Here is a 19,665-nt window from a genome sequence, read left to right as displayed (position 1 = left end):
TTTAAAAAATAAATGAGGCACTATCATCCATATAATATTTCAATACAACTGTAGTTTTTCTGCGGTTAAAAATAAAACGATCAGTACTAATACTGTACTTTAGCCTTACATCATAGTATTGCTATAGGCTAATTTTTTTATAACATGAATATACATATAATTCAGCACGTTGCTTTTGAAGGGCCGGGACTCTTAGAGAATTGGTTTAAAAAAAATGGCCATATTGTAACTGTATCTAAAATGTTTAACGCTGGTATTGTGTTACCCCATGTAGATAATGTTGATGGTTTAATAATATTAGGCGGGCCAATGAATGTATATGATGATGACATTTATGGGTGGCTTTATGACGAAAAGATATTCATAAAAAACTGTATAAATGCTAATAAAAAAATACTTGGCATTTGCCTTGGAGCGCAGCTGTTAGCAATGTGTCTTGGTGCAAAAGTACAAAAGGCAGTACATAAAGAAATTGGCTGGTTTACTGTTAACACTACAGATGCATGTGCCAAAGAGCCATTCTTCTTTAATCTTTTTAATAACCATCCCCAAGTATTTCACTGGCATGGAGATTCCTTTTCAATACCCCATGGTGCCGTTAATTTAATAACATCTCAGGCTAATAATAATCAGGGCTTTGTTTACGGGAACCATTTTGTTGGATTACAATTTCATATCGAAATTACCAGGCAGGGAATTGAGGAACTGCTTATAAACGGGGCTGAAGATTTAACGGAAGCTCCATTTGTACAAAGTGCTGATTTGATTAAAAAGAAAAGTACAAATGAGCGTTTAGCAATAACCGGCTCTTTGATGGATAAATTATTACTACAATTGTTTGCCTGAATTTTGTAACTTTGTAAAAAAATATAAGTTTTATATTTATGTGATTAGATATTGATTTCCTGAACAATTAAGTAACTGCGAACACTATGTTGCGCAGCATTAATTAATTCCTGAAAAAATATAATCATGCTTATTTTACAAAAAATCACCTATATACATCCTGATAAGGAAATACTATTCAGCGGAATAGACTTTGTAGTTAACAAAGGAGAAAAAGTAGCTGTTGTGGGCAATAATGGCTCAGGCAAATCTACATTGCTAAAACTTATAGTAAATAAAGTTAAACCGGTATCTGGCACAATTGCTACAAACGCGGTTATTTATTATGTTCCTCAAATTTTAGATCAATTTAATAATAGCACAGTGGCACAAGCCATGCAGGTTGCAAAAAAGCTGTATGCACTAAAGCAAATACTTAACGGGAAGGTTAATGAAATAAATCTTGAAGTATTAGGCGATAGCTGGGATTTAGAAGAGCGTTGCCGTGAAGCACTTGATTTTTGGGGACTTAGAAATGTAAATCCGAATATGCCTATGGCATTATTAAGTGGCGGGCAGCAAACTAAAGTTTTGCTCGCAGGGATTATAGTGCACCAACCTGATATGGTATTACTGGACGAACCAACAAACCATTTAGACCGCCATGCACGCCTTAAACTGTATGAGTGGTTAAAGGCTACATCTATAACTGTTATTGCTGTTTCTCACGATCGTGAATTGCTAAATATGGTAAACCGGATATCTGAAATATCCGGAACCGGTATTGCCAACTATGGAGGCAATTACCAGTTTTATATAGTACAAAAGCAACAAGAGAGTGATGCCCTGCAAAATGAAATACATAGTAAGGCACTGGCACTAAAACGGGCAAAGGCCAAAGAACGTGAAACGAATGAACGCCAGCAAAAACTGGATGCCCGCGGCAAGGGGAAAAAAGAAAAATCGGGCGTGGCGCGCATTATGCTGAACACATTTAAGAACAATGCCGAAAACAGCAGTGCTAAGACGAAAGAAGCCCATGCAGAAAAAATACAGGGTATTGCGGAAGAATTAAGAGATTTGCGAAAAGACAGCCCTGGTATAGATAAAATGGACTTTGACTTTAAAGATTCTGCCCTGCATAAGGGAAAAATACTTTTTGAAGCGAAGGAATTAAATTTTAGATATGTAGATATTGATGTATGGCCATCTGCCTTAAACTTTCAAATTATAAGTAGCGATAGGGTAGCACTACAGGGTAATAACGGCTCCGGAAAATCTACTCTTATTAAATTGCTTACCGGTAGTTTACTACACTCTTCAGGCAGTTTGTATTCGGCATCAAAAAATATAGTTTATGTAGACCAGGATTATTCATACCTTAATAATGCTTTAACTGTTTTTGAACAGGCACAAAGAGCAAACACTTCAGGGTTGCCTGACCACGAAATACGCATGAGGCTTAACCGTTTCTTATTTTCTAAGCATAGCATAGATAAATTATGTGGGGTATTAAGTGGTGGCGAAAGAATGAGGCTGGTGCTTTGCTGTATTACGATGTCTCAAACGCCTTTAGATGTACTTGTGCTTGATGAGCCTACTAATAATCTTGATATACAAAACATCGAAATCCTGACCGAAGCTGTTAACCAGTTTAAAGGTACTTTATTAGTAGTTTCTCATGATAGTATGTTTTTAGAAAGCATAAAAACTGAACGCATAATTTCATTGTAAAATAGTTGGGTTCGCGCATTGTCTATATAGGGATGTAAATTGTCCTGATGAGGTATTTTGCACTGTGCTAATGCATGGTTTATATAGACGTTTGTCTTGTTAAACCATATAAAATTATAGAAATCATGAATGCAAAAATCACAAAAATTATTTATTGGACAAGTACAGTACTAATCTCTGCATGGTTTGGAGCCAGCGGAATTTTCGAATTAACACACAATCCGTTAGTGTGGGGAATTACAGAACAATTAGGATATCCGCCACATTTTATATACATTTTAGGTGTATTTAAAATAGCAGGAGTTTTGGTATTGCTAACCCCTAACAGGTTGTTAAGGTTAAAAGAATGGGTATATGCAGGTATATTTTTTGATATATTGTTTGCCTTCTTTTCAAAAATTATGGTGTTAGGCTTTGAAGCTGCTATTGATGCCATAATAGCCTTTATAATTGCCGGTACATCTTATGCAATGTTTAGACAGCTCTACAATTTCTTTTATGAAAAGAAATAAACTAACTGAAAGTTATTTAATATTAATTCCGGGTTTATAGCCCGGTTTTTTATTAGAGGCTATTTTTAAATAGCAAATACCGGTTAAAATTACCCCTGATATTTATCATACAATCCAGTATTTTTAAATATCAGGGGTTTATTTTTTTCTAAACGGATCAGTATTGTTTTTTTCCTGCTTAGCTAATGTATATTAGCCAAATCCTGCCCGATTATTTTTTCTGGGCAGTAAGTTCAGCGATTTTTACTATAACGTCTGCTGCTTTTTGCATACTTTCTACCGGTACATATTCATATTTGCCATGAAAGTTGTGCCCGCCTGCAAATATGTTAGGGCAGGGCAGCCCCATGTAAGATAGCTGGCAGCCATCCGTACCGCCACGAATAGCTTTTATAAGTGGTTTAATACCAAGGTCTTTCATTGCCTGCTCTGCAATATCTATAATATGAAAAACAGGTTCTACCTTTTCTTTCATGTTATAATATTGGTCTTTAATTTCATATTCAACTATATCCCCGCCAAATTGCTTGCTATAATTACGGTTTAATTTGTCGGCAATTTTTTTAACCAGTTTTTTGCGCTTAGCAAATTTTTTACTGTCATGGTCGCGAATGATAAGTTGTACCGTACTTTCTTCTATACTTCCTGTAATGCCTGTAACATGAAAGAAACCTTCATAGCCAGATGTCATTTCCGGCACCTCTTCCTTAGGTAGTTTAGAGATAAATTTGTTGGCAATAAGCATAGAGTTTATCATTTTGCCTTTTGCATAGCCCGGATGCACACTTTTACCTTTAAAGGTAAGTTTAGCTCCCGCAGCATTAAAATTTTCATATTCAAGCTCGCCTATCTGGCTGCCATCCATAGTGTAAGCCCAGTTAGCACCAAAAGCTGCCACGTCAAACTTATGGGCACCACGGCCTATCTCTTCATCGGGAGTAAAGCCTATCCTTATTTTACCATGCTTAATTTCGGGATGTTGCATAAGGTATTCTGCCGCCGTAACAATTTCTGTAATACCGGCTTTATCATCTGCACCAAGCAGGGTAGTACCATCTGTGGTAATAAGGGTTTGTCCTTTATATTGCAGCAGGTCTTTAAAATAGTCAGGAGAAAGTACAATATTCTGTTCTGCGTTTAGTATAATGTCGCCGCCATCGTAGTTGCTTACAATTTGGGGTTTTACGTTAGCACCGCTAAAATCAGGCGATGTATCAAAATGCGATATAAAGCCTATTACAGGTACATCATGGTCTACGTTAGAGGGTACTGTTGCCATAATGTAAGCGTTGTCATCAATAGTAACTTCTGTAAGTCCTATAGCTTTAAGTTCAGCAACAAGTTTATGGGCAAGGTCCCACTGTTTGGCAGTGCTGGGAGTAGTATCAGAGTTAGCATCAGATTCTGTATCAACAGTAACGTAGCTTATAAAGCGGTCTATAATGTGCTGCATTTTTGTGTGTTTAATGAAGCGCAAATTTACGATTTATTTATATTTAAAAGAAGCTTTTAAACAGGAAGCTGAATGGTAAATAACGCTCCTGTGCCTTGATTTGAAGCCGCTTCTATTGTACCGTGGTGCTGCTCTGCAATTTTTTTACAAATACTAAGGCCAATACCCGTCCCACTATATTCTGATTTGCTGTGCAGGCGTTTAAACAATTCAAATATCTGGTTACTGTACTGAGGGTCAAAACCAATACCATTATCGCCCAATGTAATTTGCACCATTGGCGGATTGGTATCTAACTTTTTACTGCTTATTGTTATAACAGGCTGCCCATCATTGTATTTTAGGGAATTACTTATAAGGTTACTAAAAAGCTGGTGCATTTGTAGCGGGATAGCATTAATAACCGGCAAAACCCCTCTGTTTACAACGGCATTTTTTTCAGATATAAGCAGCTCATAATCAAAAAGTACTTTGTCTATTATTGTGTTAAGGTCTATCTGTGTAAATTGGTCATCTACATTAATGCGGCTGTAAGTAAGCACGTCCTGTATAAGGTTAGACATCCTGCCTGCTGTAGATGAAATTTTATCCATATACGACTGTACCACAACCTTGTCGTTACTGCGTTGTGTTATAAGGCTAAGAAAAGTTTGTATTTTACGTAACGGCTCCTGTAAATCGTGGCTGGCTACATAGTTAAAAGATTCCAGTTCTTTATTGGATTTTTTAAGTTCCTCATTTTTTTGCTCCAGCAATTCGTTTAGTAAATTTAGTTTTGCAGTACGCTCTTTAACCTCTTCCTCAAGGCGGCTATTAAAGGCGTTAAGTTCAAGTTCTGCTTTTTTGCGAACAGATACATCATTAAAAATTACAGCTACCTTATTGTCTTTTTCTTTAGTTAAGGGAAATGCAGATACCTCATACCAGCCATTTATAAGTATAGCCTCCTGCTCAAAAGTTAATGGCTGTCTATTTTTTGCAATACCACCATACAGGTCAAACCAGTGTTGCTCATGGTAAGGGTTTATGCCTTTTACAGTTTTGCCCCGCGCATCTACAAGGCCGGTTTGTTTCTCAAAAGCCGGATTGTAATCTATAAATTTGTAATCGTAAGGAAAGTCTTTTTCGTCAAATAGTACCTCTATGATGCAAAAGCCCTGGTCTATAGAGTTAAACAGGGACAAATATTTCTCTTCGGCTTTTTTAGCAATGGTTGCATTAATATCTTTTTCTGCCGTGCGGCGTGCAGTAATATTTTCCCATACTCTTACAATGCCATCGCCCACTTTAGTGTCAGATACACTATACCATTGGTAAATGCCCGCAACGTCATTATTTAGGCGTTCCCAGTTATTGGCTACCCCAGTTTCCACCACCTCTATCATTTCTTTCAACTGCTCATGCTGGTCTGGCCTTAAAGCTGTAAAATATTTTCCCGTAACATCTTCGCCATTAAAAAAAACAAGGCTTGCTGGGCTTAGAAGGCTAAATTTAAAATCAACAATTACATTTTTCTCATTTCTTACCGCGGTAAATACTATACAGCGATTGTTGGGCGCATTAAATGCATCCTGTAAAAAACGATTAGTGTCAGTTTCAGCGTGGTTATGTGGAGGGATATCCATGTAAATAGGGGCAAATTTAATTCAATAACCTCAAAAATAATAAATCTAAATATAAGATTTTGTTAATTAAGGTAGTCCAACTATTTTATAAGGGCAACTTATTTAAAAAAAGTATTGCATACAAATAAATGACATGTAATATTAATTTAATTTTAACCCGGCTGCAATTTTAGTAAGGACTTTTTCCCAGTGAAGCCTCATTTCTTCTCGTTGTCCTTCATCTGCAAGTTTTTCCTGTTGTATACTTATTGTAGTCCCAGTTTTTGAGGCCATGATGCGCATTTGTAAAGTAGATGTGTTTTCCCAGTCTTTTCTTTTGTATGTTAGCCGTGCATGCGATAGTTCATTATAAACACGTATGCATAGATAGGTTCCTGTTCTTGTGGTATATTCTTTTCCTTTTCGCCATATAGGAACACCCTTATAACCCAGCCATAATTTTATACCATCTGTAGAGAATAAAAAATTCCAGGCATCATGCAATGATATTGCATAAGTTTTGCTAACCAAAATTTGGTAGTCCGCATCTTTGGATTGGCCTGTGGTAGTGGTTACGCCGTTCATAAGGAATGCTTTATATTGATCTCGTTAATTTATACAATACCAGTACATACAACAGCAGTAAAATGCCGTGTGTAACTATGTATACAGATGCAGAAAACTGTGTAAAAGAAAAAATGAAATGCGAAATAAAGGCTACAGTAAAAAACAATAATGACGTAGACCGCACATTTACATTAGTACTATAATAACTATAACTGCCTCCAATGGTAAAAACTAAACAAATGCTTAATATTAAAAAACTGCCCAAGCTTAAAAGTACCTTGAGTGCATTATCATTAAAACTATAAAAGCCATACGCTATAAGTGCACCTAATGCAATTGCTATAGCGGTTGTTACAGGGTTAAACTTCATTTATTTTTCAAGGTTAATTTTTGATTTTGAAGCTGGAGCGGCTGGTGGGGGTGGCGGAACGTTACCAAAAATATCTGATAATCCTGCTGTTATATCAGCAGGCTCCCATGCAGCCATACCGGTTTTCCATACATAATGCTCTCTTGTAAACTGTCCTTGCAGTGCATACTCTTTAAGCTGGGCTAAAGTGTATGGGCCAGATTGTTGCCCATTAATTGCAATATGCCATTGTACTCCCTGTGGCGGCGGGGGAGGTGTGTTAGTTAGGTTACCCATCATGCCACCCATTTGAGTGCCCATAGCACCACCTACAGCCATACCGGTCATAATGCCAACAGGGCTAAAACCGCTACCGTTGCCAAGGTTTACATTGCTCATATCGCCCAGGTGCCGGGCAGCTGTTTTTAAAATATCTGCCTGAAGATCCATTTGGTGTACTGCAAAATTTTTGCCCTCTACACCCATCTCCATATCTTTACGCTGTATGCGTGCCATTTCGCCAAGATTTGTAACTTCAATATCAGTTTTAGCATTTATAAAGCGCGATTGCTGATCTGTAGTAGCACCCTTAAGCTGCATGTATGCAGAACTTGTTTTATCAAGTTCAATTGTATTAATGTCAAGCCTTTTTAAGTTAATTCCAAAATCTGTTTCAAGTTCCGGTTTAAGCTTTCCTGTTACATATTCGTTTATATCATCAAGCTTTCTTTCCAGTTGCATTACCGGCAAACCGGTATCTGCCGGAATATTAAGTACTATGGCTTTTATTTTTCGGGTATAAAAATCTTTTATTTTTTCTTTAAGTTCATCTAACTCAAAATTAAGGAGGCGATAGAGTTTTATAAAGTTAGTATAATCAACAACATTAAAAGTAATAGAACCGCGCACAGCACATGGAACACCAAGATCTGGGAAACGGTTATCGAATACATCAAAATAAGGTATACCTAATTTTATCTGGATGTTTTGTCCCAGGTTTAAAAAATACACTTCTGCCATAAATGGCGATTCTCCACCATAAAAAGCCCCCACAATATTTGATAGTACCGGAAAATTAGCAGTTTTAATAGTTTGATCTACAGGGCCCTCTATAACATCCATCATAGTGCCGTCCTGTTGCGGGTATAAAAATATTGCAGCCTCTCCCGGCATTACCCGCAGCCTGCTGCCATATCGTATGGCATTTTCTCTTGTAGTGCTATTAGCTAATGCCCCCCCGGGTGTCCATTTATGTACAAGATATTCCTGTTCTTCACAGCGAATAACATCCATAAAACCGCCATCGTTATTTTTAAATATATTTAGTAAGCTCATACACTTATTTTATTTTTCTTTTTCGCTTAATTTTTTTTTCAGAAGCTGTTGCCTTTTTAGGTTTTGTATCTTCATGTAAAAATTCGGCTACTTTAACCGATGTTAATAGGTACTCTTTTTTAGTATAACTTGCTAATTCTGCTTGGTTTTTAGCCTTTTCAAATTCTTTTTTCTCAATAAGGTCATTAACCTGCTTCTCTATAATTTCATCAATCTTGCTTTCCATCTCATTGTCATGCAGATAATTGTTTTTAATCAATCTTGCAAGAGATAGCGCCATACTATAATTGCCTGCTGTTGTAAGGCTGTCAATTTCCATTATTCTGATTTCGGCCTGAAGTTCGTCTTTTTTAGTACCAGGCTCTATAGAATCTGACACAATTTTTGCCCTGTTTATATGTTTTTCTTTTATCAGTCTTTCTGTCTTATCCTCGGCAGATTCTACTTTTACAGAAGGCTTGATAGAACTTAATAATGTTAATGCGTAAATTACAATACCAATAATAACAAATATAAAAACGGCAGAAACGGCATCGGCATTAAGCCTTTTTTTAATTATGGCTTTTCTTTCTGCATCCAGCTGTATTAGGTATTTATTTATTTTTTCATCTTCGCCATATTTTTGTTTTAACGATAATAACTGCCTATCTATAAGTGGTTCTGCCTTATTGTTAATGCCAGAATACCTGTCAAACAGATTTTCTTTTTTTATTAGCTTAACATATATAATGTAAAGCCCTGCACTACAAACTGTAAATACAGCCGAACTTATAACTCTCGATGCTCCCGGATTAGGTACCGCTTTTAATGCATATATACTTTCCTCAAGCCTTTTTAAACTCTCGGTTAGCGTTTCATCATCCTTTAATGGTGCAGAGTTCAGGACGTAATCACACGAAGGGCAAACTTTACTTATTCCGCTTATGGTTTCGCCACAGTTAGGGCATTTATTTATTGCAGGCCTTGTGCTTTTTTTAGCTTCGTTTAGCCTGCCTTCCAATATCAATTCAAGCTCGTCAACATCAAAACCCTGGGCTTCCGCCTTTTTAAATAGTACCTGTTTTTCCTTATCACTAATGTAACCATCAGAAAGTGCATAGTCAACAAGTTTTTCTAAGTCCTGATTCATTTATTAAGTACTAATTTAATTATCTATAAGTGCCAAATTTACACATTGCTGTTAAATATCCAAATATTTTTCATAAATGCAATTGTAACTTATTATAGATTATGAATTAATACTGTTAAACAGCAATAAAAACTATATTTTGATTAAGGGTACTGTGCTGTATTATAGTTTATTAAAGTTACAATTTGATGCCATAGTATCAAATAATATTATCATAATATTAGCTATACAGTTGTTGTCAGGATATATTTATAACGTATTGTTTTGTCATTTTTGCGAATAATAAGATTTATAGTGCAAACATTTATTTATACAGCATAATAATTATATTTTTGCATAACAACACAACTAACTATGTATAAATCGCTCATTCGTCCACTGCTCTTTCGTTTCGATCCTGAAAAGGTACACCATTTTACCTTTTCATCCATCAGTTTTTTAAATGCCATACCGGGTTTACCGTCGGTTTTCAGGTCATTATATGATGTAGAAGATGCCCGTTTAGAGCGTGAAGTATTTGGGCTAAAGTTTAAAAATCCTGTTGGTCTTGCTGCCGGGCTCGATAAAGATGCTAAACTGTATAAACAACTTGGCAACCTTGGGTTTGGGTTTGTAGAGATAGGCACATTAACACCAAAACCGCAGGACGGCAACCCAAAAAAAAGGCTTTTCAGGCTGCGTAAAGACAGTGCCATAATAAACCGTATGGGCTTTAATAATGGAGGTGTTTTGGCTGCTGCCGAGAGGCTTAAGCAAAACCCAAAAGGTAAAGGCCATGTGCTTATAGGCGGTAACATTGGTAAAAATAAGCTAACGCCAAATGAAGATGCTGTAAGTGACTACGAAATTTGCTTTGATGCCTTATATGATTATGTAGATTATTTTGTGGTAAATGTTAGTTCGCCCAATACTCCTAACCTGCGCGAATTACAGGATAAGGAACCGCTTACTAAACTGCTGCAAACGCTTCAGGATAAAAACGCAGCCAGGCCAAAACAAAAACCAATACTGCTTAAAATTGCACCAGACCTTACCGACAGCCAGTTGCTCGATATTATTGATATTGTAAAAACTACAGGTATTGCCGGTGTTATAGCTACAAACACTACTATATCGAGAGAGGGATTACTATCTGAAGATAAGGACGAAGTAGGTGGCCTTAGCGGTAAACCACTTGCTAAACGATCTACAGAGGTTATAAGGTTCCTGTCCGAAAAAAGTAACAAAGCATTCCCAATTATAGGGGTGGGAGGGATACACAGTGCCGATGATGCTATAGAAAAGCTGGAGGCCGGCGCAAGCCTTATACAGTTATATACCGGCTTTATTTATGAAGGCCCGGCACTTATTAAGGAAATTAATAAAAGGATCTTAGGTTCTTAGTGACTAAGATTCTAAGTACCTAAGCAAATGAAAGTAAAAATAATAGAATGCCCACGCGATGCCATGCAGGGCATTAAAGTTTTTATACCTACAGAACGTAAAATTACTTACATACAGAGTTTGCTGCGTGTAGGGTATGATACTATTGATGTAGGCAGTTTTGTATCGGCAAAGGCTATACCGCAAATGCAGGACAGTGCTGCTGTTCTTGCAGGGTTAGATTTGTCTGCTACCAAGAGCAAACTGCTGACTATTATTGCAAATACACAAGGTGCGGAAGCTGCTGTTCAGCATGAGCAAATCCAGTATTTAGGCTATCCGTTTTCTATATCAGAAAATTTTCAGATGCGCAATACCCACAAAACCATTGCACAATCGGTAATTACGTTACAGGAAATTTTAAACATTGCCCACAATGCCGGTAAAGAGGTTTTAGCATACCTTTCTATGGGGTTTGGCAACCCGTATGGTGACCCATGGAATGTTACCATTGTAGGGGAGTGGACCAACAGGCTTGCAGAAATGGGCGTTAAGATTGTTTCATTGTCTGATACTGTGGGGAGTTCTACCCCCGATGTTATATCATACCTGTTCTCTAACCTTATTCCGCAATACCCCGAAATTGAGTTTGGTGCACACCTGCATACCACGCCTGCTAAGTGGTTTGAAAAAATAGATGCAGCTTACAAAGCAGGCTGTACCCGTTTTGATGGGGCCATTCAGGGGTTTGGCGGATGCCCGATGGCTACCGATGAACTTACCGGTAATATGCCAACCGAAAAAATGCTATCATATTTTACTACTGCAAAAGCAGATAGCGGATTAAATTCCCTTAGTTTTGAGAGCGCCTACAATGAGGCTACGAAGTTGTTTAGGGAGTTTCATTGATTTTGAAACTATGTTTTTTGAGGGGTTTTAGGTAGGGATTTAAAAGTAACTAAAAGCCAAAATCCTATTTGTGCCAGCAAAGCTGCTATAAAATAAAATGTTTGTTTCAGGTTTTCTTTACCTATGGTTTCATTGTGTGGTATAAGAACAATTATGGGTTTATTACTCCTATTAGAACTATCATTAATAGCTTCGAGGGTAGTGCCATTTATCCACCTTTCAGGTATTTTCTCAAAATATTTAATGTTTTCAGTCTTTGTATACCTAATATAATCAACTCTGCATTGCTGCTTGTAAACCTCAAGAAAATCTGGAGCTACATTTCTGCTGTCTGTATTTTTATTATATTGTTCATAGCACCAATACGTGTACTTGCTTCCATTAGCATTTTTCTGCTTTATTAGAGCTGCAAACCCTACATTCATGGCATAATATTCTTTGCCGTGACGTCTGCTTTCTGCAGTAAACGTATATGTCTCTCCAATTTTTGTGGTGTCAATATAAAAATCAAGAATTTTATAAAAATGTACATTGGTATCTTCAATGCTATAAACATTTTTAACGCTGACAATAGGCATCGATATTTTTCTAATTATAGGTAAGACTGTAATTACAGGAAATATAGAGAATGAATATATAAGAAAGAAAAAACTTAAAAGCCCTCTTTTTGGTGCCCGAAAATTTTTAGCAAACCATACCAATAAGACAATCTGAAACGGGATTAAATATAATGCAGGTAATCCTAAATTAGCAAAACCACGGTCTATATCCGGTTCTTGAGCAACAACATATCTATAATAAATGATACTAAAAGAAATTAATGAAATCGCGGTAATTATAATAAAGGGTAAAAATATTTTGCTTAGCCGTTCCTTCGATGTCATTATTGTTTAATAGTATAAAGTAAAATTATTGCAATGATAATAAATATCTATCGATCACTTATAAATTTCGGTTAGAATGATGTATATTTGCATGCAATTTAACTACAAATTGCAACATGAAAGCACACACAGCTAAAATCATCGGTGAAGGCCTTACTTACGATGATGTTCTACTTGTTCCTAACTACTCAGAAGTTTTACCGCGCGAAGTAAGTATAAAGTCAAAATTTTCCCGAAACATTACTCTTAACGTCCCTGTAGTATCTGCAGCAATGGATACCGTAACCGAAAGCGCTATGGCAATTGCTATGGCCCGCGAAGGTGGTATTGGCGTTCTGCACAAAAATATGAGCATAGAAAGGCAGGCTGCCGAAGTACGCAAAGTTAAAAGGGCAGAGAGCGGAATGATAATAGATCCTGTTACACTACCTCTTACTGCTACTGTTGCCGATGCTAAAAATGCCATGCGCGAGTTTGGCATAGGTGGTATTCCTGTAGTAGATGAGAACGGTACCCTTAAAGGTATTGTTACCAACCGCGACCTTAGGTTTGAGAAAAACGCTTCCCGTTCTATACTGGAAGTAATGACTACCGAAAATCTTGTTACAGCCGGCGAAGGTACTACTCTTGCTGTAGCTGAAGGGATACTTCAAAAAAATAAAATTGAAAAACTACCTGTAGTTAATGCCGACTATAAACTGGTAGGCCTTATTACTTTTAGGGATATTACTAAAGTTACACAAAAGCCACAGGCTAATAAAGATAAATTTGGCAGGCTGCGCGTTGCTGCTGCCCTTGGTGTTACTGCCGATGCTGTAGACCGTGCCGAAGCTCTTGTTAATGCCGGTGTAGATGCCGTTATTATAGATACTGCACATGGCCATACTGCCGGTGTGGTAAAAGTATTAAAGGAGGTTAAAGCAAAATTCCCTGAGCTTGATGTTGTAGTAGGTAACATTGCAACCCCCGAAGCTGCACTTTACCTTGCCGAAAATGGTGCCGATGCTGTAAAAGTGGGTATTGGCCCGGGCTCTATATGTACTACTCGTGTTGTAGCAGGTGTTGGTTTCCCACAATTTAGTGCAGTACTTGAAGTTGCTGCTGCCCTTGAGGGTACAGGCGTTCCTGTTATTGCCGATGGTGGTATTCGTTACACTGGCGATATTCCTAAAGCGCTTGCTGCAGGTGCCGGTTGCGTTATGCTTGGCTCATTGCTTGCAGGTACAATGGAATCTCCGGGTGAGACTATAATTTTTGAAGGCAGGAAGTTTAAATCATACCGTGGTATGGGCTCTGTAGAGGCTATGCAGGAAGGCAGTAAAGACCGTTACTTCCAGGATGTGGAAGACGACGTTAAAAAACTGGTTCCCGAAGGTATTGTAGGCCGCGTTCCTTACAAAGGCGAGTTGTTCGAAAGCATGCTTCAGTTTGTAGGCGGACTACGTGCAGGAATGGGATATTGCGGTGCTAAAGATATTGAGACGTTACAAAAAACATCACGATTTATACGTTTAACATCAAGCGGTATTGCCGAAAGCCACCCGCACGACGTTACTATAACTAAAGAGGCACCTAACTATTCAAGGTAATCTTTAAAAGATGTTAAAATACTAAAACCCAGTCAGATTTATATTTGACCGGGTTTTTATATTTAGTATCAGATGATAGGATTTATTGACATTTAGAAAATAAGGTCACGCAAAAGAGCAGAGACGTAAAGAGCAGGTATGGATTTGCTTATGCACCCAAGCAAGTTTAAGTGCATCAACTTTCTGTCTCGCGTCTATGCATAACAAAAAAAATTGGATTATAAAAGAAGCCACGAATTACCTTAATCTCACCAGTCTGAATAGTAAGGATTTGTGTAATTCGTGGCTAAAAATATTTTATAAATATTATTTGCTGTTGTAAACCGCTAAAGCATCTTTTAAGATAGCTACAGAGCGTACAAGGTCTTCTTTTTTAAGAACGTATGCAATCCTTATTTCATCAAGGCCCACACCCGGTGTAGAATAAAATCCTGCGGCAGGTGCAACCATAACGGTTTCGCCATTGTTGTCATAGCTTTCAAGGAGCCATTGTGCAAAAGCATCAGCATTGTCTATAGGCAGGCGCACTATACAGTAAAACGCACCTTTTGGCGTAGCTACTTTTACACCTTCAATTTTTTGAAGCTCGCTTACAAGGGTATCCCTGCGCTCGCGATATTCGTTTATAACTTCGTCAAAATAACTTTGCGGGGTATCAAGGGCAGCTTCACTGGCAATTTGCTCAAACGTAGGGGGGCTAAGGCGTGCCTGTGCAAACTTCATGGCCGTAGCCATTACTTCTTTATTTTTAGACACGATACAGCCTATCCTTGCGCCACACATACTGTAACGTTTAGAAACCGAATCGATCATAATAGCATTTTGCTCTATGCCCGGTACATTCATAACGCTGTAGTGCTTGTCGCCATCATAAGTAAACTCGCGGTATACTTCATCGGCAATAAGGAACAGGTCGTGTTTTTTAACCAGGTCGGCAAGCTGCTGAATTTCGTCCTGAGTGTAAAGGTAACCTGTAGGGTTACCGGGGTTGCATATCAAGATCGCTTTGGTGCGTGGGGTAATGTGCTTTTCAAAATCAGCAATAGGGGGAAGGGCAAAACCTTCATCTATTGTAGAGATTACAGGTACTACCGTAACACCAGATGCTACCGAGAAGCCATTGTAATTAGCATAAAATGGCTCCGGGATAATAATTTCATCGCCTGCATCAAGGGTGCTGCCTAAAGCAAAAAGCAACGCTTCAGACCCGCCTGTGGTAATAATAATATTTTCGGTATATACATCTACACCTGCTTTTTGGTAAGAAGCAGCAAGTTTTACCCTATAGCTCTCAAAACCAGCCGAGTGACTGTATTCAAGTATTTTAATATCGTTGTTCTTAATGGCTTCCAGCGCCACTTCGGGAGTTTTTATATCGGGCTGGCCTATGTTAAGGTGGTATACCTTGTGGCCTTTCTTTTTAGCTATCTCTGCATAAGGAACAAGTTTCCTAATGGGCGATTCCGGCATTTGCTGGCCTTTTTTTGATACTTGCGGCATTGTAGTTTATATATTTGTTAGGAAGCGCAAATTTGCGATATTTTTTGAAATATCTATGCCTCAAATGGCACGAATTAACACTAATGGTTTAAGAAGTTAGCCACGAATTTCACAAATTTCACAAATTAAAAATGGTATGTAATATTATTATTAAATGGATATTGGAGAATTTGTGCAATTAGTCCTCACCCCCAACCCCTCTCCGAAGGAGAGGGGAGCCTGAAACGGGAACAGTTTGGTTCTTTAAACGTGTTTTTTAAGATGCCTAATGTTAGAGTCATCTATATTGTCGAGTGTAGCTTCCCCCTCTCCTTCGGAGAGGGTTGGGGAGAGGACCCACAAAAAAAGCCCCGCAAAATTGCAGGGCTTCATTGTTAAATTATATTTTTTACTGGGCAGGGCCTGTTTTCTTTTTCTGTAAAATGTTTACGTCTTCTTTTTTTACCACTTCGCCTTTAAGCTTTAGGGCAACAGTACCGCCGGGTACATTTACTGCATTGCTTTGCACGGTAATAGTTTTACGTATAGGGCCGGGGTTCATGTTATATTTTACATCTATCTTTCCGGTTTGTCCCGGGGCAATAGGGTCTTTAGGTTTTGTAGGTACGGTACAGCCACAGGTAGATTTTACATCGGTTACAATAAGTGGCGCATCTCCGGTATTGGTAAACTCAAAAGTTCTTACACCGTTATCATTTTCTTTAGTAGTAGTTCCATAATCAACGGTATCGCTTTTAAACTCTATCTTAGGGCCTTTTTGCGCATAAGATGCCGTTACACTTGTAGCAATAAAAGCAATTAAAAATAAAATTCTTTTCATTGTAAAATCATTTTGATGTTAGTAAATGTAAACAGTTTAAATTAAAGTACAAATATTGGTACGTGTTTTTTTTAAATTGTACTTATATGGTTACTTTTGCATACATTTTACAAAAATCGAACCAATTATTTTGGTAAAAATTTAGAACACTATAACGTTATGACGATCCCTTCGCAATTTGATGCCAAAGCCGTAGAGAGCAAGTGGTATGAGTACTGGATGAAAAACAATTATTTCCACTCAGAGCCAGACCACCGCACACCATATACTATTGTAATACCCCCGCCTAATGTAACCGGGGTGCTGCACATGGGGCACATGCTTAACAATACCATACAGGATGTTTTAATTCGCCGTGCGCGCCTTAAAGGCTTTAATGCCTGCTGGGTGCCGGGAACAGATCATGCCTCTATTGCTACCGAAGCAAAGGTGGTTGCCAAGCTTAAGGCTGAAGGTATTAACAAAGCCGACCTTAGCCGTGAGGAGTTTTTAAAACACGCATGGGAGTGGACAGATAAATATGGTGGTGTAATTTTAGACCAGCTTAAAAAACTGGGCGCCTCGTGCGACTGGGAACGTACCAAGTTTACTATGGACCCGGATATGAGCGCATCTGTAATACGTTCGTTTGTAGATTTGTATAACAAAGGGCTTATATACCGTGGGTTCAGGATGGTTAACTGGGATCCGGAAGCAAAGACTACATTATCTGATGAAGAGGTTATTTATGAAGAAAGGCAAGGTAAACTGTACCACCTTAAATATAGAATAGAAGGCACCGAAGATTTTATCGTGGTAGCTACCACACGCCCCGAAACTATACTGGGTGATACCGCTATATGTATTAACCCTAACGATGAGCGCTATACCCACCTGCGTGGCAAAAATGCCATTGTGCCTATTGCCAACCGTGTTATACCAATCATTTTTGATGAATATGTAGACATGGAATTTGGTACGGGTGCACTTAAGGTTACACCTGCTCACGATGTTAACGATAAGGCACTTGGCGAAAAGCACAACCTTGAGATCATCGATATTTTTAACGAAGATGCTACGCTTAATAGTTTTGGTTTACAGTATGAAGGCAAAGACCGTTTTGCGGTTCGCGACGAAATTGCTGTAGAACTTGAGGCTATTGGCAACCTTGATAAAATTGAAACACACATTAATAAAGTAGGTACCTCTGAAAGGACTAAGGCTGTTATAGAGCCACGCCTTTCTGATCAGTGGTTCCTTAAAATGGAAGGCCTTGCAAAGCCTGCCATTAAAGCTGTTTTAGAGACAGAAGAAGTTAAACTATACCCTAAGCGTTTTGATAATACCTACCGCCACTGGATGGAAAACATCCGCGACTGGAACATTTCACGCCAGCTATGGTGGGGGCAGCAGATACCGGCTTACTATTTTGGTGATGGTAAAGAAGATTTTGTAGTTGCCGAAACTCCCGATGCTGCTTTAGCCCTTGCCAAAGAACGCACAGGGAATGAAAACCTTACGGTAGCCGACCTTAAACAGGACCCCGATGCGCTTGATACATGGTTCTCGTCATGGTTATGGCCTATGGCTGTTTTTGGCGGAATTACAAATCCTGATAACGAAGATTTTAAGTATTATTACCCTACTAACGACCTTGTTACCGGTCCGGATATCCTTTTCTTCTGGGTGGCAAGAATGATTGTTGCAGGTTATGAATATGCAGGTAAAAAACCGTTTACCAATGTGTACTTAACAGGCCTTGTTCGCGATAAGCAACGCAGGAAAATGAGCAAGTCATTAGGTAACTCGCCCGACCCGTTAGACCTTATCGAAAAATTTGGTGCCGATGGCGTGCGTGTAGGCTTATTGTTAAGTGCTTCGGCAGGTAACGATATCATGTTTGACGAAGAGCTATGCAACCAGGGCAAGGCGTTTACAAATAAGATATGGAATGCTTGTCGCCTTATAAAAGGGTGGGAGGTAAGCGATATTGCACAGCCCGATTATGCTGTAAAAGCTATAGAGTGGTATGAGGCTAAAGTGAACAAAACACTTGCCGAGATTGAAGACCATTTTGAAAAATATAGGATTAGCGATGCCCTTATGGCTATTTATAAACTGGTGTGGGATGATTTCTGCTCTTGGTTCCTTGAGATGATTAAACCGGCTTACCAACAGCCAATTGACAGCGCTACGTTTGCAAAAGCTATACAAATGTTGGAAAGCAACCTGAAACTACTTCACCCGTTTATGCCATTCCTTACAGAAGAGATCTGGCAACTGATTGCTGAAAGGACTACTGAAGAAGCATTAATTATCTCGACTTGGCCGGAAGCAAAACCGGTTAATGAGCAAGTCCTTGCCGATTTCGAACTGGCATCTGAGGTTATATCAGGTATCCGTACCATCCGTAAAGACAAGAATATTCCGTTTAAAGATGCCATAGAGCTTAAGGCTATTAATAACGATAATGCGTCTGATTATTTTGACAGCATTATTCTTAAACTGGGTAATCTTTCTGGGTTAGAGTATGTAACAGATAAAGTAAGCGGCGCGTTAACCTTTAGGGCACGTTCTAACGAATATTTCGTTCCGGTAACCGGTGCAGTAAATATTGAGGAAGAAGTTGCCAAGCTTGAAGCAGAATTAGTATACAACCAGGGCTTCCTGAAATCGGTACAGGCAAAACTGAGCAATGAAAAATTTGTGAACAATGCCCCCGAAAAAGTACTGACTATAGAAAGGCAAAAAGAAGCTGATGCCCTTGCTAAGATTGCAACATTAGAGCAAAGCCTTGCGGGATTAAAGTAAGATTTGTTTTGTAATTATATGAGAGCGGCTGCAATTTGCAGCCGTTTTTTTTAACCTTAACGCTCAGATAGCTAAAAGAAATAATTTTAACACATAGATACACAGGCTTGTATTGAGCTGAAGGGTATATAGAAATAAATTTTTCACATAGAAGGTATGTTGAAGCGGAGCTTCAACTATATGTACTTTAAAAAAGCCTAAAAATCTATGTGTCTATGTTGTAAAATTTGTAATGGTTATCTTGAGACGGGTTGGGGGGTAACTTAAAACCATAAAAAAACCGCCGGAAAATTATTTCTCCGG

At 38.3% G+C, this 19,665-nt stretch carries 16 protein-coding genes; 7 read left to right on the top strand and 9 right to left on the bottom strand.

Going from position 1 to position 19,665, the window contains the following annotated elements:
- Window positions 1-144: 144 nt before the first annotated feature.
- The 3 genes from F565_RS0115150 (at window position 145) to F565_RS0115140 (ending at window position 3,071) form a co-directional block, all read left to right on the top strand.
- A complete protein-coding gene (locus tag F565_RS0115150; protein WP_020214086.1) occupies window positions 145-846 on the top strand; it encodes a type 1 glutamine amidotransferase in 702 nt (233 codons plus the stop codon).
- Between the two features lie 126 nt (window positions 847-972).
- On the top strand, window positions 973-2,559 hold the full coding sequence (locus tag F565_RS0115145) for an ABC-F family ATP-binding cassette domain-containing protein (protein WP_020214085.1): 1,587 nt from the start codon (window positions 973-975) through the stop codon (window positions 2,557-2,559).
- Window positions 2,560-2,684: 125 nt separating this feature from the next.
- A complete protein-coding gene (locus F565_RS0115140; protein WP_035642886.1) occupies window positions 2,685-3,071 on the top strand; it encodes a DoxX family protein in 387 nt (128 codons plus the stop codon).
- A 211-nt stretch (window positions 3,072-3,282) separates the two neighbouring features.
- Here F565_RS0115140 and pepT read toward each other — a convergent pair whose 3' ends face one another.
- The 6 genes from pepT to F565_RS0115110 form a co-directional block, all read right to left on the bottom strand.
- Window positions 3,283-4,524 (bottom strand): peptidase T, encoded by a 1,242-nt coding sequence (gene pepT, locus F565_RS0115135; RefSeq protein WP_020214083.1) that lies wholly within the window; start codon window positions 4,522-4,524, stop codon window positions 3,283-3,285.
- 56 nt (window positions 4,525-4,580) lie between these two features.
- Complete coding sequence (locus tag F565_RS22440) at window positions 4,581-6,149, bottom strand: sensor histidine kinase (protein ID WP_020214082.1); 1,569 nt, start codon at window positions 6,147-6,149, stop codon at window positions 4,581-4,583.
- 141 nt (window positions 6,150-6,290) lie between these two features.
- Complete coding sequence (locus F565_RS0115125) at window positions 6,291-6,713, bottom strand: SRPBCC domain-containing protein (RefSeq protein WP_020214081.1); 423 nt, start codon at window positions 6,711-6,713, stop codon at window positions 6,291-6,293.
- Between the two features lie 10 nt (window positions 6,714-6,723).
- Window positions 6,724-7,065: a hypothetical protein gene (locus F565_RS0115120; RefSeq protein WP_020214080.1), complete on the bottom strand. Its 342-nt coding sequence runs from the start codon at window positions 7,063-7,065 to the stop codon at window positions 6,724-6,726.
- The gene (locus F565_RS21745; protein WP_020214079.1) at window positions 7,066-8,379 is read right to left on the bottom strand and encodes an SPFH domain-containing protein; all 1,314 of its coding nucleotides are present in this window, start codon (window positions 8,377-8,379) and stop codon (window positions 7,066-7,068) included.
- 4 nt (window positions 8,380-8,383) lie between these two features.
- Window positions 8,384-9,508, bottom strand: coding sequence for a zinc ribbon domain-containing protein (locus F565_RS0115110; protein ID WP_020214078.1), 1,125 nt, complete (start codon window positions 9,506-9,508; stop codon window positions 8,384-8,386).
- Between the two features lie 354 nt (window positions 9,509-9,862).
- Between F565_RS0115110 and F565_RS0115105 the strand changes: the two genes are divergently transcribed.
- Window positions 9,863-10,891 (top strand): quinone-dependent dihydroorotate dehydrogenase, encoded by a 1,029-nt coding sequence (locus F565_RS0115105; RefSeq protein WP_020214077.1) that lies wholly within the window; start codon window positions 9,863-9,865, stop codon window positions 10,889-10,891.
- Between the two features lie 27 nt (window positions 10,892-10,918).
- On the top strand, window positions 10,919-11,779 hold the full coding sequence (locus F565_RS0115100; RefSeq protein WP_020214076.1) for a hydroxymethylglutaryl-CoA lyase: 861 nt from the start codon (window positions 10,919-10,921) through the stop codon (window positions 11,777-11,779).
- Between the two features lie 8 nt (window positions 11,780-11,787).
- Here the strand turns inward: F565_RS0115100 and F565_RS0115095 are convergent, their stop codons facing one another.
- Window positions 11,788-12,663 carry a hypothetical protein gene (locus F565_RS0115095; protein WP_020214075.1) on the bottom strand — a complete coding sequence of 292 codons (876 nt, stop codon included), beginning with the start codon at window positions 12,661-12,663 and terminating at the stop codon, window positions 11,788-11,790.
- Between the two features lie 116 nt (window positions 12,664-12,779).
- On the opposite strand from F565_RS0115095, the gene guaB reads away from it, so the two are divergent.
- Window positions 12,780-14,252: an IMP dehydrogenase gene (gene guaB / locus F565_RS0115090; RefSeq protein WP_020214074.1), complete on the top strand. Its 1,473-nt coding sequence runs from the start codon at window positions 12,780-12,782 to the stop codon at window positions 14,250-14,252.
- 306 nt (window positions 14,253-14,558) lie between these two features.
- On the opposite strand, the gene F565_RS0115085 is transcribed toward guaB, so the two are convergent.
- On the bottom strand, window positions 14,559-15,752 hold the full coding sequence (locus F565_RS0115085; protein WP_020214073.1) for a pyridoxal phosphate-dependent aminotransferase: 1,194 nt from the start codon (window positions 15,750-15,752) through the stop codon (window positions 14,559-14,561).
- A gap of 388 nt (window positions 15,753-16,140) precedes the next feature.
- On the bottom strand, window positions 16,141-16,572 hold the full coding sequence (locus tag F565_RS0115080) for a DUF1573 domain-containing protein (protein WP_020214072.1): 432 nt from the start codon (window positions 16,570-16,572) through the stop codon (window positions 16,141-16,143).
- A 159-nt stretch (window positions 16,573-16,731) separates the two neighbouring features.
- On the opposite strand from F565_RS0115080, the gene F565_RS0115075 reads away from it, so the two are divergent.
- The gene (locus F565_RS0115075) at window positions 16,732-19,362 is read left to right on the top strand and encodes a valine--tRNA ligase (RefSeq protein ID WP_020214071.1); all 2,631 of its coding nucleotides are present in this window, start codon (window positions 16,732-16,734) and stop codon (window positions 19,360-19,362) included.
- The last annotated feature ends 303 nt before the right edge of the window (window positions 19,363-19,665 follow it).

This window comes from Flavobacterium rivuli WB 3.3-2 = DSM 21788 (genome assembly GCF_000378485.1).
GTDB lineage: Bacteria > Bacteroidota > Bacteroidia > Flavobacteriales > Flavobacteriaceae > Flavobacterium > Flavobacterium rivuli.
Note: the sequence above shows the minus strand (reverse complement) of the source record. Positions and strands in the feature narration are given on the sequence as shown.